The 18692-nt window shown below is 64.2% G+C and carries 19 protein-coding genes; 12 read left to right on the top strand and 7 right to left on the bottom strand.

Annotated elements, in window-relative coordinates; translation table 11 throughout:
- Positions 1-176 precede the first annotated feature (176 nt).
- Positions 177-2270, bottom strand: a complete 2094-nt coding sequence (locus tag PG892_RS00470; RefSeq protein ID WP_270825075.1) for a TonB-dependent hemoglobin/transferrin/lactoferrin family receptor — start codon at positions 2268-2270, stop codon at positions 177-179.
- A gap of 195 nt (positions 2271-2465) precedes the next feature.
- On the opposite strand from PG892_RS00470, the gene PG892_RS00465 reads away from it, so the two are divergent.
- Genes PG892_RS00465 through PG892_RS00455 form a run of 3 tightly spaced genes read left to right on the top strand, consistent with a single transcriptional unit; the run spans position 2466 to position 4447 of the window.
- Entirely contained in the window at positions 2466-3434 is a 969-nt protein-coding gene (locus tag PG892_RS00465; RefSeq protein ID WP_104454683.1) for a ChaN family lipoprotein, read from the top strand.
- Between the two features lie 14 nt (positions 3435-3448).
- The gene (locus PG892_RS00460; protein ID WP_052815191.1) at positions 3449-3982 is read left to right on the top strand and encodes a cysteine hydrolase family protein; all 534 of its coding nucleotides are present in this window, start codon (positions 3449-3451) and stop codon (positions 3980-3982) included.
- 57 nt (positions 3983-4039) lie between these two features.
- Entirely contained in the window at positions 4040-4447 is a 408-nt protein-coding gene (locus tag PG892_RS00455; protein ID WP_134695477.1) for a hypothetical protein, read from the top strand.
- Positions 4448-4513: 66 nt separating this feature from the next.
- On the opposite strand, the gene hutZ is transcribed toward PG892_RS00455, so the two are convergent.
- Entirely contained in the window at positions 4514-5071 is a 558-nt protein-coding gene (gene hutZ, locus PG892_RS00450; protein WP_210555925.1) for a heme utilization protein HutZ, read from the bottom strand.
- Positions 5068-5580 carry a heme utilization cystosolic carrier protein HutX gene (gene hutX, locus PG892_RS00445; protein ID WP_210547983.1) on the bottom strand — a complete coding sequence of 171 codons (513 nt, stop codon included), beginning with the start codon at positions 5578-5580 and terminating at the stop codon, positions 5068-5070. The genes hutZ and hutX overlap by 4 nt, the downstream gene beginning before the upstream one ends.
- Before the next feature lie 169 nt (positions 5581-5749).
- On the opposite strand from hutX, the gene PG892_RS00440 reads away from it, so the two are divergent.
- From PG892_RS00440 to PG892_RS00430, 3 genes are read left to right on the top strand one after another with little or no spacing between them, the layout of a single operon-like run.
- Positions 5750-6595 (top strand): heme/hemin ABC transporter substrate-binding protein, encoded by an 846-nt coding sequence (locus PG892_RS00440; RefSeq protein WP_210555926.1) that lies wholly within the window; start codon positions 5750-5752, stop codon positions 6593-6595.
- Positions 6592-7623, top strand: a complete 1032-nt coding sequence (locus PG892_RS00435; protein ID WP_210555927.1) for a FecCD family ABC transporter permease — start codon at positions 6592-6594, stop codon at positions 7621-7623. Before PG892_RS00440 ends, PG892_RS00435 begins: the two co-directional genes overlap by 4 nt.
- A 15-nt stretch (positions 7624-7638) precedes the next feature.
- On the top strand, positions 7639-8430 hold the full coding sequence (locus PG892_RS00430; protein WP_210555928.1) for a heme ABC transporter ATP-binding protein: 792 nt from the start codon (positions 7639-7641) through the stop codon (positions 8428-8430).
- Between the two features lie 150 nt (positions 8431-8580).
- Here the strand turns inward: PG892_RS00430 and PG892_RS00425 are convergent, their stop codons facing one another.
- The gene (locus PG892_RS00425; protein WP_134695483.1) at positions 8581-9189 is read right to left on the bottom strand and encodes a YitT family protein; all 609 of its coding nucleotides are present in this window, start codon (positions 9187-9189) and stop codon (positions 8581-8583) included.
- 316 nt (positions 9190-9505) lie between these two features.
- On the opposite strand from PG892_RS00425, the gene PG892_RS00420 reads away from it, so the two are divergent.
- Positions 9506-10867 (top strand): UDP-glucose dehydrogenase family protein, encoded by a 1362-nt coding sequence (locus PG892_RS00420; RefSeq protein WP_210555929.1) that lies wholly within the window; start codon positions 9506-9508, stop codon positions 10865-10867.
- Positions 10864-11874 (top strand): NAD-dependent epimerase, encoded by a 1011-nt coding sequence (locus tag PG892_RS00415; protein WP_227262984.1) that lies wholly within the window; start codon positions 10864-10866, stop codon positions 11872-11874. The genes PG892_RS00420 and PG892_RS00415 overlap by 4 nt, the downstream gene beginning before the upstream one ends.
- Before the next feature lie 300 nt (positions 11875-12174).
- Here the strand turns inward: PG892_RS00415 and PG892_RS00410 are convergent, their stop codons facing one another.
- The 3 genes from PG892_RS00410 to PG892_RS00400 are packed head-to-tail and all read right to left on the bottom strand — an operon-like array spanning position 12175 to position 14958.
- Positions 12175-13866, bottom strand: coding sequence for an ArnT family glycosyltransferase (locus PG892_RS00410; protein ID WP_210555931.1), 1692 nt, complete (start codon positions 13864-13866; stop codon positions 12175-12177).
- Positions 13853-14218 (bottom strand): lipid-A-disaccharide synthase N-terminal domain-containing protein, encoded by a 366-nt coding sequence (locus tag PG892_RS00405; RefSeq protein ID WP_043758321.1) that lies wholly within the window; start codon positions 14216-14218, stop codon positions 13853-13855. The genes PG892_RS00410 and PG892_RS00405 overlap by 14 nt, the downstream gene beginning before the upstream one ends.
- Positions 14218-14958 carry a glycosyltransferase family 2 protein gene (locus tag PG892_RS00400; protein WP_210555932.1) on the bottom strand — a complete coding sequence of 247 codons (741 nt, stop codon included), beginning with the start codon at positions 14956-14958 and terminating at the stop codon, positions 14218-14220. The genes PG892_RS00405 and PG892_RS00400 overlap by 1 nt, the downstream gene beginning before the upstream one ends.
- A gap of 106 nt (positions 14959-15064) precedes the next feature.
- Between PG892_RS00400 and PG892_RS00395 the strand changes: the two genes are divergently transcribed.
- The 4 genes from PG892_RS00395 to PG892_RS00380 all read left to right on the top strand — a co-directional run bounded on the left by PG892_RS00395 (position 15065) and on the right by PG892_RS00380 (position 18572).
- Positions 15065-15265, top strand: coding sequence for a hypothetical protein (locus tag PG892_RS00395; protein ID WP_210555933.1), 201 nt, complete (start codon positions 15065-15067; stop codon positions 15263-15265).
- A 38-nt stretch (positions 15266-15303) separates the two neighbouring features.
- A complete protein-coding gene (locus tag PG892_RS00390; RefSeq protein WP_210555934.1) occupies positions 15304-16146 on the top strand; it encodes a lytic transglycosylase domain-containing protein in 843 nt (280 codons plus the stop codon).
- Between the two features lie 277 nt (positions 16147-16423).
- Positions 16424-18091, top strand: coding sequence for an energy-dependent translational throttle protein EttA (ettA, locus tag PG892_RS00385; protein ID WP_043758312.1), 1668 nt, complete (start codon positions 16424-16426; stop codon positions 18089-18091).
- A gap of 151 nt (positions 18092-18242) precedes the next feature.
- Positions 18243-18572: a hypothetical protein gene (locus PG892_RS00380; protein WP_223915108.1), complete on the top strand. Its 330-nt coding sequence runs from the start codon at positions 18243-18245 to the stop codon at positions 18570-18572.
- Positions 18573-18692: the final 120 nt, after the last annotated feature.

The following is an 18692-nucleotide window of genomic DNA, read 5'->3' as shown; positions in this document are numbered from 1 at the left end:
TAAATATCAATAAAGTTGAACCTTTGTCACATCCCCCTGTCTATTGGGTAACACCGCTTCCTGATGAGTGTTGCAATCCTTCCACCCGCCCCTGGCGGGTTTCTTTTTTGCAGACGCCGACCTTCATGACAAAAGGGGCCCGAGGGCCCCTTTTCCTTCATGCTGGTCCACGACCATCAGAACACGTACTTGACCCGTGCACTGAGGTTGCGGCCAGGCTCGGTCTGCTTGCTGGTATCCGCGGTGGCGGCAAGGCCGGTGATGCTCTCGTAGCTCACGTACTCCTTGTCAAACAGGTTGAACACCCCCACGTTGAGCTGCAGGTCCTGCACCGGCTTGAACTGGGCATAGAGATCCACCACGCCCCAGCCTGCGCTCTTGATGTTGTCGTTGCCTCGCGCATCCTTGCCCACCTTGTCCATGTCGTCGGCAAAGCGCAGGGCGGTGTTGATGTTCCAGTTCGGCTGCTCCAGACGCACTCCGACGCTGCCGTTCAGGGGGCTCAGGCTGTTGATGTAGTTGCCCTCGCCATCCTTGCCCTCGATGTAGGCCAGGTTGCCCCAGACGTTGACCAGATCGTTCAGCCAGTAGTCCGCCTTGGCCTCGGCCCCCTTGGTGGTCGCCTTGTCCAGGTTCTGATACTGATACAGCGCGGTGCGGCCCTCGGTGCCGACCCCGGCCAACTCGATGAAGTCTTCAAACTTGTTGTAGAAGGTGGCCACTTCATAGCTGAACCCGCCACGGCTGCCGCGCACCCCCAGATCGATGCCGTCGCTGCTCTCGGGCTTGAGGTTCGGGTTGGGCTCGATGCGATAGCCATATGCCTGGTGGCTCAGGGTCGAGAAGGCATTGTCATACATGGGGGTCTTGTAGCCGTGGCTGTACTGGGCGAACAGGTTGGCCGCCTCGTGCGCCTTGAACACCAGCCCCAGCTTGGGCGAGAACTCCCCTTCGGAGAAACGCTTGAGGTTCTCGCCGGTGTAGGCGGGATCCTGATCCGGGTTCATCCGGTAGTAGTCGTAGCGGGCTCCCGGCGTCAGCACCCAGCGCTCGCCGAACTTGATCTCGTCAAAGGCCCAGAGCGCACTGCGCTCGGTGGTGGTGGAGGGGAAGCTCAGCTCGTTGTAGCCGACGAAATCCCCCGGCACGGTCGGCCCCTTGAAGCGGGTGCGCTCGTTGTCGGTATGCTCGTATTCCAGGCCCCAGGCCAGACGCTGGCTGGCGAGCGCCTTGTTGAACTTCACCTGGGCGCCCAGGCTCTCCTGCTCGAAACCGTTGTGATCCAGGGAGTTCTTGGTCACATAGGGGTTGCCCGGCATGACCGGATACTTGGACGAAGCGTACTGATCCAGGGTCTGCTTGGCGCGGCTGTAGTAGATCTTGCTGTCCACGCGATCCGCCCAGGAGGCGTTCAGGGCGAGGCCATGATCCAGTACCAGGAAGAGGTTGTCGGTCTCCTTGTCGGTAATGGGCTGGTTGAAGACGGAGCCCGCCTTGGTCAGATCGATGGCATCCGGATCCTGCCCCTCGGTGAAGTAATCCACCGTCAGTTTCAGGAACTGATCATCGGAGAGATTCCACTTGCTCTTGAACAGCACGGCCTGACTGACGATGTCGAACTCGTTCTTGTCGCCGTCATAATTCTGGGTGACACCGCCATCGCGCCAGGTGTAGCGCAGCAGGTTCTCGACTTCCCCGGTGCGCAGCGCCCCCGTGATGCCAGCCATTCTCTGGTGGCTGCTGGAGGCATAACCCGTGGTCGCATCCAGATAGCTGCCGCGGCCCTTGAGGAAGTCGCCAGCATCCTTGGTGGTGATGGCAATGACGCCTCCCAGAGCATCGGAACCGTAAGCGGCGGAGGCCGGCCCTTTGGCCACTTCCACCTGCTTGATCATGTCGGTGTCGAAGTAGGTCTGACCCACGCCGCCATTCTTGTAGGCATCGTTCTGGCGCACACCGTCCTGCACCACCTTGACCCGGTTTTCGCTCATGCCGCGAATGGTGAAGGTCTGGGCATCTCCTGCGCCTCCCTGCACGCTCACCCCGGGCTCATAGCGGAACAGATCGGCGACGTTGCTGACGACCTGCTCTTCAATCTGCTCCGAGGTAATGACGCCGATGGGACCGGAAACATCTTCCAGCTTCTGTTCCATCCGGGAGCCGCTGACGACCATGACTTCATCGGCTTTCTTGTCTGCGGCGAAAGCGGGGGAGATCAGCCCGGCCGCCACGGCGAGGGCTATCAGGGAGGGGGTGTTGTTGTGCGCCACTGCAAAGTCCTTATTGAGAATTATTATCAAGCGGAAGGCATATTACCCCGCCAGAGACAAAGATCAACAATAAAGTGAATCATTCTCATTTCACTTTATCGTCATTCCCCCTTACACTGGCGCCACTTTTTGCTCGCCATGCCGCCATCCCATGGTGCAGCCTTTTCCCATCCCCTGTTTCTTGAGTGAGTAACCATGATCCGACGACTCCCCCTGCTCGCCCTGCCCCTGCTGCTGGCCGCCTGCACCACCACGCCGCAGAACACCCCACCCGAGACCCTCTATCACGCACGGCTCGATACGGCCCAGGGGCAGGCGCTGACCTTCGAGCAGGCGGTGGCGCGGGTGGCGGATGCCGATATCGTGCTGGTGGGGGAGCTTCACACTCATCCAGCCATCCATCTGTTGCAGGCCCGTCTGCTGGCAGGGCTTGACGAGATATCGCAAGCCGATGGCCGGGCCCTGGTACTCTCCATGGAGCAGTTCAGCCGCGCCGATCAGCCGGTGCTGGATGCCTACCTGGCCGGACGCATCGGCGAATCGGCCCTCATTCGAGATGGCCATGCCTGGCCCAACTACCAGAGTGATTACCGCCCTCTGGTGGAGTTCGCCAAGGCGCAACACCTGCCAGTGATCGCCGCCAATGCCCCCAAACCCCTGGTGAGCTGCGTCGGTCAGGAGGGACCGGCCTGGCTCGACAAACTGCCGGCCAATCGCCGCAGCCAGCTTGCCCGCGAGCTGACTCTGGGGGATGACGGCTACCGCCAGAAGTTCATGGCCTCCATGCACCATGGGGATGCGGACGGCAATGCCCGTCGCTTCGCCGCCCAGACCAGCTGGGACGACACCATGGCCGAAAGCATGGTGGATTATCTGGGCAAGCATCCCGGCAGGCGCATCATGCATATCGCAGGCAACTTCCACGTGGAGGGGGGACTCGGGATCGCCAGTCGCATCGCCAGCCGCAATCCGGCACTCAAGGTGGCGCTCATCGTGCCGCAAACCGGTGACGAGACAGCCCCCGGGAGAGACGCAGATGTCAGGGTCCACATCGCTCCCCTGCCGGAACGCTGGCTAAATGCAAAGGAAATGAAGCAAGATATGGGCGCACTGCATCAATCCCGAAGCCGTGACTGCAGCCAATGGTTGCAACCCTCAAAATAGCCCAAGGATTTCATATGGATGTGTTACTCGTCATCGACATGCAACAGGGGTTGTTCGATAACCCCCGCCATCAGGATGCCCAGGTCATCGCCAACATCAATCGTCTGGCCGATCGCGTGCGGGGCCAACACGGACGGGTCATCTATGTGCAACACGACGAACCGGGTTCCGAGCTGGAACCTGGCAGTGCGGGCTGGCAACTGCACGCCGATCTTGCCCCGTCTCCCCACGACAGCCGGGTGCGCAAGACCGCCTGTGACAGCTTCCTCGACACCGAGCTCGGCTTCCTGCTGGCAGAGCAGTCGGTAGACAGACTGCTCATCTGCGGCTGTGCCACCGACTTTTGCGTCGATACCACGTTGCGCAGCGCCGCCGCCAGGGGCTTTGACGCCTTTGCGGTGACCGACGCCCATACCACGGCGGACAGGCCGCACCTGAGTGCGGAGCAGATCATCCAGCACCACCACTTCATGTGGCGGCATCTGAGCCTGCCTCAAGGCAGAAGCGTGACCCTGCTCACGACGGATGAGCTGCTGGCCACCATTTAACCCGAGCGGGCGTGATAAGCTGCCCGCCCTGAAGCGATCACCTGATTGGAGTCTTGTGTGCGTCAACTCTCTGCCGTTGCCCTGCTGCTGTCGTTACCGGCGATCACCGCCTGCTCCGGTCTGCCGGGGATAGCGCCCGATGGCCCGGCCCCCCTGTTCCACACCCACATCAACGAGGAGGGGAGCAAGCGCTTCACCTTCGAGGCCGCGCCCCTAGACGCCCTGCCGGGCCGCTTGCAGGAGGACGATGACAGTCGCCTGACCCGCCGCAGCAAGAGCCTGCTGGAGCGCCGGGAGGCGCTGCAGGACGATCAGCTGACCCAGATGCTGGCGACGAACAAGTATTGCCGCAGTGGCTACATCGTCCTCAGCCAGACCTCCTGGAAGATCCGGGGAGAATGCAACGAGACCGCCTCCCAGGCCGATCGCGATGCCTTCCCCAACCAGGCCTCCTGGCAGGAGTGACCTGGGCGTGCAGACAACAAAACGGGCAGCCTGGGCTGCCCGTTTTTCATGCCAGACTCGTGTCCGTCAGACAGGTTCGTCCGCCGGGCTGGTCAGCTCGGCGCCGTTGTCGATGCGCTTGTGCCCCTCCACCAGATGGACGAAGTCCACCAGCTCGTCGCCGGAGACGCGGAACGCCTGGCCGAAGCCCTTGACGAAGAGTCCCTGCTCGGGCTTGAGGCGAAACAACACGAAGTCCTTGAGGTTGGAAAGCCCCCTGACTATCTCGCCGAAGCGCCCTTCCAGCGCCGAAACGGCCTGCTCCCAGCGCACGTCGTCCCGGGACACCACCTCGGCCACCGCATCGAAAGTGAGGCGCTTGCGGGCAAACAGCTCGCGGGCGCCGCTCTCGTCCTCGATCAGCATCAGAGAGACCCTGGGCACCTGTTGCAGGTTGCGGGCGTGGCGGGCGATCTCGGAGATAAGCACATAGTAGCCATCCTCCTGCAGCACGAAGGGGGCATAGCTGGCATTGGGGTTGCCTTCGCCATCCACGGTCGCCAGCTGCAGGGTGCGGCAACCGTCGCGGAATTCGCGGATCTCCGGTTGCAGGCGATTTTGCAGACGATCCTGACGTTCACTCATGCTTTCACTTCCTCTTGATACTGGTGGCGCAGGGCCATGAAACGCTCTACTTGATCAGGCAGCAGCTGGCGCTGCTCGTCGCGGCCCAGGTAGATCTTGAAAATGCAGCGACCGCTGTGGCCGAAGAACTGGAAGGAGTGCCCCTCCTTGCCCATGAACAGCTTGCTGACCAGGGCGATACCCACCACGTTGTCGAGCCTGAGGTGACCGTGCATCTCGCCGTCCCGTCCCATCAGGTTGTAGTAGCCGCGTGCCGTCTTGCCCTTGGGGAAGGGGGCTTTCACCTCGAAGATGGAGCCGTCGGACTCGACGATGGTGGTCACCGGGCCCCAGCCGGCCAGATCCGCCAGCAGGGCTTCGGCCTGATCGCTCGGCACCTGGGTCATCAAGTCGGCGGGCAGGTGGCGCACCACCTCCCACTCGCTGACGGCCAGCTGGGTGGCGATGCTGGACGGATGGGCGCTGGGGTCCTGCTCCAGCAGTGTCTGAATGCGTTGTGCAATGCTCATCGGTTCTCCCCCTGGATGATCTGCAATGGTGCTCGATGTCGCGGCGGATACTGTAATGAAGCGACCCACTTAACGCAATTGATAATCGCTTTCATTCTCAGTGCATTTTTCTCGCGGGCTTGATATTCTCGGCGGCAATCCCACTCTCACTCACTCCTCGGAGGTTCGCATGGGCCGTCGTTTTGCCCTCGCTCTCAGCCTGTTAGGCTGCGCCCTTTCCCTCTCTTCCCTGCCCGCCGCGGCGAAGGAGCGTATCGTCAGCATAGGCCCGGCCACCACGGAACTCATCCTGGCGCTGGGGGGCCAGCAGAGCCTCATCGCCACCGACATCAGCAGCCCGGAGCCGAAAAACCTGCCGCGGGTCGGCTACCACCGCGCCCTGGCCGCCGAGGGGATCCTGAGCCTGGCCCCGACCCGGCTGATCGGCAGTGACGAGATGGGGCCGCCGCCCGCCCTGGCACAGCTTCGCCGGGCCGGGGTCGCGGTGGACGTGCTGCCCACCGCCCCCACCCTCGCCAACCTCGACGAGCGCATCGACACCCTGGCCGCCCTGCTCAAGGATCCGGCCGCCGGCGCGCGCCTGAAGGCGGAGATCCGGGCCCAGAGCGATGCCCTGGCCACCCAGGCAAAGCAGAACAAGCCGCTCAAGGTGCTCTTCCTGCTGCTGCACAAGGGGCAACCCACCAGCGTCGCCGGTGGCAACACCACCGCCAGCGCTCTCATCACCCTGGCCGGTGGCGTCAACCCGGTGGCCCGGCTGCACGACTACAAACCCGTTTCCACCGAATCCCTCATCGAGCTGCAGCCGGATCTGGTGCTGGTGAGCGGGCGCGACTGGCAGCAGTATCAGGATCCCGCCTCCGTGCTGGGCCAGGTGCCGGCACTGGAAGCCACCCCCGCCGGCAAGCGCGGGGCCATCCACGCCATCGACGGCCACGCCCTGCAGGGGGGCCTGAGCCTTCGTTCCCTGCAGCAGGCGAACCAGATCGCCCAGTGGATCAAGCAAGGATCATGATGCGCCTGCCACTGCCCTGGCTGCTGGCCCTCACCGGCGGTGCGCTGGCACTGCTGCTGGTCGGCTCCCTGGCGACCGGCCCCATGTCCCTGTCGTTTGGCGAAAGCCTGCGCGCCCTGTTCGCCGGGCAGGAGAGCGGGATGGAGGCCCACAAGCTCCTCGTCGTGAAAGAGATCCGCCTGCCCCGCACCCTGCTCTGCATCGCGGTGGGGGGCATCCTCGGCCTCTGCGGCGCCGTGATGCAGGGGCTGTTTCGCAACCCCCTGGCCGATCCCGGCATCATCGGCGTCTCCGGCGGCGCGGCGCTCGGCGCCGCCCTGGCCATCGTGCTGCTGGCTCCCCTGGGACAGCAGCTGCAGGCGTTGCTCGGCCTCGGCCTGCTGCCCCTGCTCGCCTTCCTCGGCGGGGCGCTGACCACCACCCTCGTCTATCTGCTCGGCACCCGGGAGGGAGGCACCTCGGTCACCGTCATGCTGCTGGCCGGCGTCGCCATCACGGCGCTCTCCGGCGCCGTGATCGGCCTGCTCACCTATCTCGCCGACGATCAGATGCTGCGCAACCTGAGCCTGTGGCAGATGGGATCGCTGGCAGCAGGCAAGCCGGTGGACGTGGCTCTGGCGCTGCTGACCCTGGCAACCCTGCTGCTGCTGTTCGCGCGCGATGCCAACCCCCTCAACGCCCTGCTGCTGGGCGAGGGGGAGGCTCGCCACCTGGGGGTGAACGTGCAGGCCCTCAAGCGGCGGCTCATCCTGCTCACCGCCGCCGGAGTCGGCGTGGCGGTGGCGGTGGCGGGCATGATCGGCTTCGTCGGCCTGGTGGTGCCCCATCTGGCGCGGCTGCTGGCCGGCCCCAACCACGTCCGGCTGCTGCCGCTCTCCGCCTTGCTCGGGGCAGCCCTGCTGCTGGGCGCCGACATGCTGGCCCGCACCCTGCTGGCGCCGGCCGAGATGCCGGTCGGCATCATCACCGCCCTGATGGGGGCTCCCTTCTTCATCTGGCTCTTGGTCAAGAGCCGCCGGCCCCTGTAACAGGAGACAGTCCCCTTGCCCGGAACCCCCTCCCCCCTGCTTGAGTGCCGGGAGATCAGCCTCACCCGGGGCAACCGCCTCATCCTGGACTGCCTGGATCTCAGCCTGCAGGCGGGCAGTCTGACCGCCTTGCTCGGCCCCAATGGCGCGGGCAAGAGTTCGCTGCTCAAGTGCCTGACCGGCGAGCTGGCCTGTCAGGGCTCCATCACCCTGTTCGGCAGGGAACGCCAGAGCTGGGCCGGCAACGAGCTGGCGCACCGGGTCGGCGTGTTGCCCCAGAGCTCCTCCCTGAGCTTTCCCTTCCTCTGCGAGGAGGTGGTGGCCATGGGGCGCCTGCCCCACAGCGAGCCCGCCAGCCGGCGCGACCACATAGTGCGGGCCGCCATGGCCCACGCAGGGGTGGATCATCTGGCTGGCCGCCTCTACCCGGGCCTCTCCGGCGGGGAGCGCCAGCGCGTGCAGTTTGCCCGGGTACTGGCCCAGATCTGGCAGGCGCCCGACGAGCCCCAACAGCCGAGGCTGCTGCTGCTCGACGAACCCACCTCGGCCCTCGACCTCAAGTACCAGCACCAGCTGCTCGCCATGGCCCGCGCCCTGGCCGGCCGCCACACCGCCGTGCTGGTGGTGCTGCACGATCTCAACCTCGCAGCCCGCTACGCCGACCGGCTGGTGATGCTGGCGCAGGGCCGCCTGATGGCGGACGGCGCCCCGGCAGAGGTGCTGACGCCGGCGCTCATCGAGCGGCTCTACGGCTACCCGGCCCAGGTGCTCCACCACCCCCGGAGCGGCCTGCCCATGGTGATCTGATCTCGGGCCCGCCGCCGTCCATCGCGATAACCCCCCAGGCCCCGGAAACGGACCGCCCAGAGAGCCGGGGCCGAGCACCAGCCCCCCCAGACTGCAGATACAAAAAGAGCGCCATCAGGCGCTCTCTTTGTTTCACGGCAAGCCGGCGGCTCAGGCAATCTGATAGCGGCCCGGCTTGTGATTGAGTGTCAACACCAGGTTACAGATGATGGCGGCCACCACGGAGAGGGCCAGCAACCAGGGGGAGACCACGAAGAAAGAGGCGATGACGATGGCACAATCCAGCCCCATTTGCAGCTTTCCCGCCCGGATGCCGAACCTGTCCTGAATGAAGAGCGCCAGGATGTTGAAGCCCCCCAGGCTCGCCTTGTGGCGGAACATGATGAGCAGCCCCATGCCGATCAGGGTGCCCCCGATCAGGGCCGCATAGACGGGCTCAATCTTGCCTATCTGCAACACGGCGTTGAGGTGATCCGTCATGAAGGAGACGGTGGCCACGGCGGCGAAGGTATTGAGGGTGAAGCGCGGCCCCATCCTGAGCCAGGCCAGGGCATAGAAGGGCAGGTTCATGGTGAAGAACAGCAGGCCGAAGCTGATGCCGGTCACCTGCTGCAACAGCAGGGCCAACCCGGCGGTGCCACCGGTGAGCAGCCCGACCTGATGGAACAGGAAGATGCCGAGTGAAACGAAACCTGCCGCGGTCAGCAGGGCGAGCACATCCTCATAGAGCGGGTGCGCAGAGCGGGGGGTGTTGTCCATAACCGGGTGTCCATGCGAAGTGAAAGAGTGTCTGCCGCCATCTCTGGCGGGAATGAGCCCCGTGGGCCGGGACTTCGTAATGGCCACAGTGTCCGGTTTGAGTGAGCCGGATCACAAGTCCGCGACCACACGCACCAAAATGGTGCTCGTCAGCCCAGCGTTACAGCCCCTGCACCAAGATCTGCCACTCCCTCTTGGGCCAGGCTGAAGAGAACCTGAAGAAACGCTGAAAACCCGGCAGAGCCCGCTGTTCACGGGGTTGAATCGCTCTAGAATGGCTGTCTTGCAACAAGTCTGCCTCAAGGAGCTATCGCAGATGAGAGTCACCGTATTCGGGATAGGGTATGTCGGTCTGGTCCAGGCCGCCGTGCTGGCGGAGATGGGCCACCAGGTGACCTGCGTGGATGTGGATGCCGCCAAGGTGGCGCGCCTCAAGGAGGGGTTCATCCCCATCTTCGAACCCGGCCTCGCCCCCATGGTGCAGGCCAACCATCAGGCCGGCCGCCTGCACTTCACCACGGATGTGACCGAAGGGGTAGCCTTCGCCGAGCTCATCTTCATCGCGGTCGGTACCCCGCCGGACGAGGACGGCTCCGCCGATCTCAAGCACGTGCTGGCGGTGGCGGGCACCATAGGTCAGCTGATGCAGGCAGGCAAGGTGGTGATCAACAAGAGCACTGTGCCGGTCGGCACCGCCGCCAGGGTACGCCACCATATAGAGGCCATACTGCGCGATCGCGGCGTCGAGCTGCCCCTGGAGGTGGTCTCCAACCCCGAGTTCCTCAAGGAGGGGGCCGCCGTCAATGACTGCCTGCGGCCGGATCGCATCATCATCGGTACCGGCTCGTCCCATGCCTTCGCCCTGCTGGAAGAGCTCTACGCCCCCTTCAACCGCCAGCACGATCGCATCATCCAGATGGACGAACGCAGCGCCGAGCTGACCAAGTACGCCGCCAACGCCATGCTGGCCACCAAGATCTCCTTCATGAACGAGATGGCCGGGCTGGCGGAGCGCCTCGGGGCCGATATCGAGGAGGTGCGCAAGGGGATAGGCGCCGATCCGCGCATCGGCTATCACTTCATCTACCCGGGCTGCGGCTACGGCGGCTCCTGCTTCCCCAAGGATGTGAAGGCGCTGATCCATACCGCCAGCGAAAACGGCTGTGACGTGCCCCTGCTGCGCTCGGTGGAGCAGGTGAATGACAGACAGAAGCACAGGCTCGCCGAGCGCCTCCACCAGCACTTCGGTGCAGACTTGAGCGGTCTCACCTTCGCGCTCTGGGGGCTGGCCTTCAAGCCCAACACCGACGACATGCGCGAAGCCCCGAGCCGGGTGCTGATGGAGGCCATCTGGGCCGCCGGCGGCAAGGTGCAGGCGTTCGATCCCGAGGCGATGAAAGAGGCCCAGCACCTTTACGGCCTGCGCGACGATCTGGCCCTGTGCGGCACCCAGGAAGCCGCCCTCAAGGGCGCCGATGCCCTGCTCATCTGCACCGAGTGGCAACAGTTCCGCGCCCCCGACTTCGAGCTCATCAAACGCACCCTGAAGCAGCCCGTCATCCTCGACGGCCGCAACCTCTATGATCCGGCCCGCCTGCACCAGCGCGGCTTCACCTATTACGCCATTGGCCGCGGCAACAGCCTGGAACAGGCACGCATTCTGGAGAAGGCACAATGAAGTATCTCGTCACCGGCGCCGCCGGCTTCATCGGTTTTCACCTGGCGCAGCGGCTCATCAAGGAGGGCCACGAGGTGGTCGGTCTCGACAATCTCAACGACTACTACGAGGTGAGCCTGAAGGAGGCGCGCCTGGCCCGGCTCCTGCCGCTGCCCGGGTTCCGCTTCGAGCGTTGCGATCTCGCGGACAGGCAAGCCATGGCGGCATTCTTTGCCCGCGAGAGTGCCCGGGAGCGGTTCGATCGGGTGATCCACCTCGGTGCCCAGGCCGGGGTGCGCTACTCCCTGGACAACCCCTTTGCCTACGCAGACAGCAACCTCACCGGTACCCTGACGGTGCTGGAGGGATGCCGCCATCACGGGGTCGGGCACCTGGTCTACGCCTCCTCCAGCTCGGTATACGGCCTCAACGAGCAGATGCCGTTCAAGACCTCGGACGGGGTGGATCACCCCGTCTCCCTGTATGCGGCGAGCAAGAAGGCCAACGAGCTGATGGCCCACTCCTACTCCCACCTGTATGGATTGCCGACCACGGGACTGCGCTTCTTCACCGTCTACGGCCCCTGGGGACGCCCCGACATGGCGCTGTTCAAGTTCGTGCGCGCCATCCTCAATGGCGAGCCCATCGACATCTACAATCAGGGCCAGCTCAGCCGGGACTTCACCCACATCGACGACATAGTGGAAGGCATAGTGCGCATCGCGGACCGCCCGCCGGTCGGCGAGGCGAACTGGCATGGGCAGACCGAGTCGAGCCCGGCCCCCTATCGGCTCTTCAACATCGGCAACGGCAGCCCGGTGCGGCTGCTGGACTTTGTGGAGGCCATCGAGGCAGCCCTCGGCAAGCAGGCCATCCGCAACATGATGCCCATGCAACCCGGCGATGTGCTCGCCACCTGGGCCGACACCGAGGCGCTGTTCGAGGCGACGAGTTATAGACCCAGAGTCGGGTTGAAAGAGGGGGTCGAGAGTTTCGTCAACTGGTACAGATCCTACTACCAAGCCTGAGCCCCCAACGGGCGCTGTTCGTACCGAAGCTACCGGCTATAGACCCAGAGTCGGGTTGAAAGAGGGGGTCGAGAGTTTCGTCGACTGGTACAGATCCTACTACCAAGCCTGAGCCCCCAACGGGCCCTGTTCGTACCGAAGCAACCGGCTATAGACCCAGAGTCGGGTTGAGGGAAGGGGTAGAGAGCTTCGTCCACTGGTACAAGGCATATTGCAAGGTCTGATCGCACCGGGGGATCCGACAACAAGAAGGGCTGCCACTGGCAGCCCTTCTGCTTATCCGGACCCGGGTCTCCAGCCTCAGGGGCCGGGGGCATAGTGGAACGGCTCAACCCCGGGGGTAAGCCCGCGGCACTCGGGCTTGAGGGCCGAGCTGTCGGCCAGCATCCAGTCGGTGCGGTGGCGATTGCCGAGATTCTCCATGAGGGAGGGCTCGAAGCAGCGCGCCATGAGATCGGCTGCCCCCAGCACCTGGCGGCCGGGGGCGGCTGCCACCCAGGCCGCCGCCTCGCGAGCCTGCTCCTCGTCCGGCATCCGATAGGAGTAGTGCCAGAGCGGCTGACGGGTAAACAGCAGATGCTGCTCCTTGAAGCCGGCCAGCAGCAGCGCGTTCTCCGCGGGCACCCGCTCCACCGCCAGTGCCATCACCCCCTCGGGGGTGCGCAGGTCATTGAGCTTCACGCAGATCCAGCAGGAGTAGATCAGCCAGCCCACCGCCAGCGAACTGAGGATGGCGGTGAGGGGCGCCCGGCGCAGCCCGGCGTTGAGGAGCAGCAGCGCAACCCCCAGCACCAGCAAGGGCAGCCAGGGGGCCGGCCCCAGCTCTCCGGCCTTGCTCGCCAGCCTGGCACTGAAGACCAGCGCCGCGGCACCGCCCACGCCGACGATCCCCAGCAACCAGCCAAGGCCCGACAGCAGACTGCCGGGCCAGCGCCGGGCCAGCAGATCGGCGATGAAGGGGGCCGTCAGCAGGGCCAGAGCAGGCGTGCCCGGCGTGACATAGACGCCGCGCTTGCCCGGCGACACCGAGAAGAACACGATCACCAGCACCAGGTAGCCGAGCAGCAGGATGATGCGCTTGTCCCGCCCCTGAACGGCCTTGCGCCACGCCACCACCAGCCAGGGCAGCAGCAGGGAGAGGGGCAGCCAGAATGGCGGGATCACCGAAGAGAGGTAATACCAGAAGGGTTTGACGTGGTGCCAGGAGTTGGCATAGCGGGTCACCGTCTGGCGCAGCAGTATGTTGTCCCGGTAGGCCTGCAGCACGGGATCCCCGCTCTGGGCCACGGCGAGCAACATGGGCACCAGCCACAGGCCGATGGCCAGCAGCATGAACAGGGGCCCCGCCAGCCCTTTCAGCCAGTCGGCCCAGGAGGCGGCGCGGATCTGCTCCCTATGGGTCCAGACAGCCGGGATCAGGATCAGCACGGCCAGGATCCCCACCCCCTTGGTGATGATGCCAAGGCCGGCGGCGAACCAGCCGAGCCAGTACCAGCGCCAGCCCCCCTCGCAGAGCAGGAAACGGATGAAACCGTAGACGCCGAGGGTGATGAAGAAGGTCACCAGGGCGTCAATCTGCGCCGTCTTGGCCTGCAGGGTGAACTGGACGGTGAACAGCAGCAGCAGGCCGGCCATGAAGCCCACTTGCGCGCTCCACAACCGGCGGCCCAGATCCCACACCAGCGCTATGGTCAGCAGACCCGCCAGCAGGGAGGGCAGCAGGAAGGCCACCTTGATGGAGCCGGTCAGCAGATACCCTATCGCTATCCCCCACATAAACATGGGGGGCTTGTCCGGGTAGATCTCGCCGCCGCGCATGGGGAACAGCCACTGGCCGCTCTCCACCATCTCCTTGGCCACCAGGGCGAAACGGGGCTCGTCGGCCGGCCAGGGATCCCGCAGGCCCAGACCCGCTCCCAGCACCACCAGAGCGATCAGCAGCAACCAGCCCAGGGAGCGCTGGTCGAGCAAGAAGCGATCACTCGCCACCATCGCGCACCTCCCGGTTGGTGGCCAGCTTGTCCCGGTTCCAGCCGCGATGCTGGATGTCCAGATAGAGGCTGTAGAGGGCGGTGAAGGTGGGGAAGAGATTCTGCAGCACGCCGACGGAGTCCTGCTTGGGGGAGAAGACGAAGTAGCTCAGCGTCATCAGGCTGCCGAGCACACTCATGTACCAGAACAGGCGGGGAATGACGGGCCGCCCGGCCCGCTTCGAGGCAATGAACTGCACCAGCCAGCGGCCGCCGAACATGAGCGCCCCGGTGTAACCGATGATCTTCCAGCCGGTGACATGCAGACCGGTCCAGTCCAGCCAGTCCAGTGGCATGGAGAGCAGGGTATCCATCACTCCAGAATCTCCCGGATCTCGACCACCTTGGAGCGGCGCTGCAACCACCAGACGCCGACCACGTCCACCAGCCCGACCCAGAGCCGGTTCCAGACACCGTACTTGGAGACACCCGCCTGCCGAGGCCTGTGATTGACCGGCCAGGGAGACATGGCGCCCCCTTGCGCCTGGATCAGGGCGGGAATGTAGCGGTGCATGTGATTGAAGGAGGGCAAGCGCAGGTACCATTCACGGCGCACCACCTTGAGCCCGCAACCGGTATCCGGGATACCGTCCTTGAGCAGCAGATCGCGAAAACCGTTGGCCAGTTTCGACGAGAGGCGCTTGACCCAGTCGTCGCGGCGCGTGACGCGATGGCCGATGAGTCCCACCTGATTCTTGTCCGCCTCGAAGCGGCGCTTGGCTTCCTCGAGCATGGCGGGAATGTCGGCCGGATCGTTCTGGCCATCCCCATCGAGGACCACCAGCCAGTCACCGCGCCCCTGGCGCACGCCGCTCAGCACCGCCATGCTCTGGCCGACGGCCCTGACGTGTCGCACCACCCTCAGTCTGGCAAAGCGGGCCTTCAGCTCGCACAGGAGTGCGTAGCTGTCGTCCTCGCTGCCGTCATCCACATAGATCAATTCGTAGTCGTAACTGCCCCCCAAAGCGGTATCGATTTCAGTGATGAGGGGGGCCAGATTGTCCCGCTCATCCTTGGCTGGCACTACGACTGATACATCCACTGAATAACCCATAAGAGCTTCCCAACAATTGAAGAACGCAACTAATCCTGTTGCTCACATCATGCGATAGGGAGAGGGCCTTAACGCCATAACCCACTAAAATACAAGGTATTGCATCATGACGTTCGCAGTCTACCACTCTGCAATTAACGACGGCATCAACCACTGTGCATTACGCAGTCATTTTGTCCTGCCGCTCTTCCGGGCACCGCAACCCGCAGGTGCATCTCCTGGTCAAAAGTTCCATACCATTTTCGTCTCTGATGAACTGAGACATAACCACATGTTCCATCATCTGGCTGGCAGCCAGCCCACCTAGAACCTATATCTTGCGGATACGAAAATGAGGTATCCATCATGCAGAGACTCTGCATCTGGGGCTGGGGGCTCCTCCTCCTCCTGACCACGACCCCGGCCCACGCCGAAGCCTTTCGCCAGGCCCCCAAGGCGATGAGCGCCCTGCGCCAGGGCGCCACCCTGGAGCGCAGCAACCCGAGGCAGGCCATCGCCCACTACTGCTCTGCGGCTCGCCTCGGCAACCCCGAGGCCTATTTCCGCATCGGCCGCCTGCTGGCTCGCGGCCCCCAGGGGATCCGCAACGCCCGCAGCGCCAACGCCTACCTGGCCATGGCCATGCGCCTCGGCAACCAGCAGGCCGCCCGCTACTACAACGCACGGGTCGGCAATGCCCCCCTGGGTAACTGCGGCGTCGGGGGAGGTGGCGGCGCCCCCTGGGTGCAACCGGGCACGCCGTTCGATCTGGAGCACTACATCGCCCGCCAACCGGTCGCCAAGCAGCAGCTAGCAAGCCAGATCCGTAAGGCGGCCCTGCGTCACAAGGTCGATCCCAGGCTGGCACTGGCCATCGCCATCGCCGAATCCAATCTGAACAGCCAGGCCGTCTCCCCCAAACAGGCGCAGGGGGTCATGCAGCTCATCCCCGAGACCCAGGCCCGCTTCGGCGTGACCCGTCCGTTCGATGCGCAGCAGAACATCCGTGGCGCCATGATCTACCTGAAATGGCTGGAGAAGCAGTTTGGCCCTGACTGGGTCAGGATCAGCGCGGCCTACAATGCCGGGGAGCAGGCCGTGATGCGCCACGGTGGCGTGCCTCCCTATCAGGAGACCCAGGAGTATGTGCAGCGGGTGCTCTACTACTCGGGACACGATGCGGACAAGGGGCAGAAACGGCCACGCTGACCACCATCCGGGCCCGCACCGCCGTTCAGTGGGTATCCTATCGGGCCAGAGTTAAGGAAGTCTTAAGCATGAGCCCCGGCGGGTGGCCTGATGCGGCCCTCCCGCTCCCCAGCCTAGCCAGCGCCAGCCCCCCGGTGGCGGCTTTGCCGCCCTCCTCCCATTGGTTTACAATCGACGGGTTTTTTGGAACCGTGTCGGCCCCGCCGACCCGGCCCCACCACGACATCAGTCTGTTAATGCCAAGACATTAAACTGCTGAAAGGAAGAGAATTAGCCAATGGCTCAATTTATTTACACCATGAACAGGGTCGGCAAGGTCGTGCCGCCCAAGCGTCATATTCTCAAAAACATCTCCCTCTCCTTCTTCCCGGGCGCCAAGATAGGCGTGCTGGGTCTGAACGGCGCCGGTAAGTCCACCCTGCTGCGCATCATGGCCGGGCTCGACACCGAGATCGAAGGGGAAGCCCGCCCGCAGCCCGGCATCAAGATCGGCTACCTGCCTCAGGAGCCCAAGCTGGATCCGGAGCAGACAGTGCGCGAGGCGGTGGAAGAGGCCGTGGGCGAGGTGAAACGCGCCATGGCTCGTCTGGACGAGGTCTATGCGGCCTATGCCGATCCGGACGCCGACTTCGACAAGCTGGCCCGCGAGCAGGGCGAGCTGGAAGCCATCATCGCCGCCCAGGGCGGCCACAACATGGAAAACCAGCTGGAGCGCGCGGCCGACGCCCTGCGCCTGCCGGCCTGGGATGCCCAGATCAAGCACCTCTCCGGTGGTGAGCGTCGCCGCGTGGCCCTGTGCCGCCTGCTGCTGGAAAAACCGGACATGCTGCTGCTGGACGAACCGACCAACCACCTGGATGCGGAGTCCGTGGCCTGGCTGGAGCGCTTCCTGCACGACTACGAGGGCACCGTGGTGGCCATCACCCACGACCGCTACTTCCTCGACAACGTGGCGGGCTGGATCCTCGAGCTGGACCGCGGCGAGGGCATCCCCTGGGAAGGCAACTACTCCTCCTGGCTGGAGCAGAAAGACGCGCGTCTGGCTCAGGAAGCGAGTTCCGAAGCCGCCCGTCGCAAGTCCATCGAGAAGGAGCTGGAGTGGGTTCGTCAGAATCCGAAAGGTCGTCAGGCCAAATCCAAGGCTCGTATGGCTCGCTTCGAGGAGCTCAATACCAACGACTACCAGAAGCGCAACGAGACCAACGAGCTGTTCATTCCGCCTGGACCGCGCCTCGGCGACAAGGTGGTGGAAGTAGCCAACCTGCGCAAATCCTACGGTGATCGGGTGCTGATCGATGACCTGTCGTTCGCCATTCCCAAGGGTGCCATCGTCGGCATCATCGGCCCGAACGGTGCCGGTAAGTCGACCCTGTTCCGCATGATGTCGGGCCAGGAGCAGCCGGACTCCGGCGCCATCACCCTGGGCGAAACCGTGGTGCTGGCATCGGTGGATCAGTTCCGCGACAGCATGGATGACAAGAAGACGGTGTTCGAAGAGGTCGCCGACGGTCAGGACATCCTGCGCATCGGCAACTACGAGTTCCCGAGCCGCGCCTACATCGGTCGCTTCAACTTCAAGGGCTCTGACCAGCAGAAGCGCGTCGGCGAGCTCTCCGGTGGCGAGCGTGGCCGTCTGCATCTGGCCAAGCTGCTGCAGACCGGCGGCAACGTGCTGCTCCTCGATGAACCGACCAACGACCTGGACATCGAAACCCTGCGTGCCCTGGAAAACGCCCTGCTGGAGTTCCCGGGTTGTGCCATGGTCATCTCCCACGACCGCTGGTTCCTCGACCGCATCGCCACCCACATCCTGGACTATCAGGACGAGGGCAAGATCGCGTTCTTCGAGGGCAACTTCACCGAATACGAAGAGTGGAAGAAGAAGACCTATGGCGCCGAGGCCGTCCAGCCGCATCGCGCGAAATACAAGCGTATCGCCAAGTAATTGCGCCTGGCGATGAAGCAAGGCGGCCTGCCGGACCACACCGACCGGGGACGGCATGGCAAACGCTGTGATGACAAGGGGAGCATGGGCTCCCCTTTTTATCGCCTTCCGGATTACAATCATCCCCTCCTTCACCCAGTGACAACGCGCCATGACCCAGCCCACCGCCCCCAGACTCACCATCCAGATCCGGCTTGAACCCGGTTGCCTGGGGCCGGATGGCAAGCACCACATCGACACCTTCTGCACGGCAGCCAGTCGGGTCTTTGCCGCCATCGAGCCCGAACGGGTTGACTGGGTGCTGATCCCCCGCCATGACAAGCAGTTGCCGGAGCAGGAGTTCCTCATCGAGGGGCGCAAATTGAGCGAGGCCCAGGCCGGCCTGCTGCTGCAGCGCCTGGGGCTGGCACTCGACCCCTTGCTGGAGCAGAGCGACGCCGTGCTCAGCCAGCTTATCGAGCGCTACCTGAAGAGCCGTTGATGGCCCCCATAGATAAGGTTCTATCGAGCCCCGTTTTAACGCCTCCCGGAGCAAACGTTTGAATTTTTACTCTATTCATTGATCCGCCTCGCAGATCCGGGGTTTGTAAACCTGGCCGCC

It is taken from the genome of Aeromonas sp. QDB68 (assembly GCF_027707405.1).
Taxonomy (GTDB): Bacteria; Pseudomonadota; Gammaproteobacteria; order Enterobacterales; family Aeromonadaceae; genus Aeromonas; species Aeromonas caviae.
The sequence above is the reverse complement of the archived record's forward strand: the minus strand, read 5'-3'. Positions and strand labels throughout refer to the sequence as shown.

Coding starts and splice junctions, on each gene's coding strand:
- hutX (WP_210547983.1), bottom strand. CDS start 5,580: ATGAGCATTGCACAACGCATTCAGACACTGCTGGAGCAGGACCCCAGC.
- PG892_RS00415 (WP_227262984.1), top strand. CDS start 10,864: ATGAAGTATCTCGTCACCGGCGCCGCCGGCTTCATCGGTTTTCACCTG.
- PG892_RS00435 (WP_210555927.1), top strand. CDS start 6,592: ATGATGCGCCTGCCACTGCCCTGGCTGCTGGCCCTCACCGGCGGTGCG.
- PG892_RS00465 (WP_104454683.1), top strand. CDS start 2,466: ATGATCCGACGACTCCCCCTGCTCGCCCTGCCCCTGCTGCTGGCCGCC.
- PG892_RS00395 (WP_210555933.1), top strand. CDS start 15,065: ATGACGTTCGCAGTCTACCACTCTGCAATTAACGACGGCATCAACCAC.
- PG892_RS00425 (WP_134695483.1), bottom strand. CDS start 9,189: ATGGACAACACCCCCCGCTCTGCGCACCCGCTCTATGAGGATGTGCTC.
- PG892_RS00390 (WP_210555934.1), top strand. CDS start 15,304: ATGCAGAGACTCTGCATCTGGGGCTGGGGGCTCCTCCTCCTCCTGACC.
- PG892_RS00410 (WP_210555931.1), bottom strand. CDS start 13,866: ATGGTGGCGAGTGATCGCTTCTTGCTCGACCAGCGCTCCCTGGGCTGG.
- PG892_RS00400 (WP_210555932.1), bottom strand. CDS start 14,958: ATGGGTTATTCAGTGGATGTATCAGTCGTAGTGCCAGCCAAGGATGAG.
- PG892_RS00405 (WP_043758321.1), bottom strand. CDS start 14,218: ATGGATACCCTGCTCTCCATGCCACTGGACTGGCTGGACTGGACCGGT.
- PG892_RS00420 (WP_210555929.1), top strand. CDS start 9,506: ATGAGAGTCACCGTATTCGGGATAGGGTATGTCGGTCTGGTCCAGGCC.
- PG892_RS00380 (WP_223915108.1), top strand. CDS start 18,243: ATGACCCAGCCCACCGCCCCCAGACTCACCATCCAGATCCGGCTTGAA.
- ettA (WP_043758312.1), top strand. CDS start 16,424: ATGGCTCAATTTATTTACACCATGAACAGGGTCGGCAAGGTCGTGCCG.
- hutZ (WP_210555925.1), bottom strand. CDS start 5,071: ATGAGTGAACGTCAGGATCGTCTGCAAAATCGCCTGCAACCGGAGATC.
- PG892_RS00440 (WP_210555926.1), top strand. CDS start 5,750: ATGGGCCGTCGTTTTGCCCTCGCTCTCAGCCTGTTAGGCTGCGCCCTT.
- PG892_RS00460 (WP_052815191.1), top strand. CDS start 3,449: ATGGATGTGTTACTCGTCATCGACATGCAACAGGGGTTGTTCGATAAC.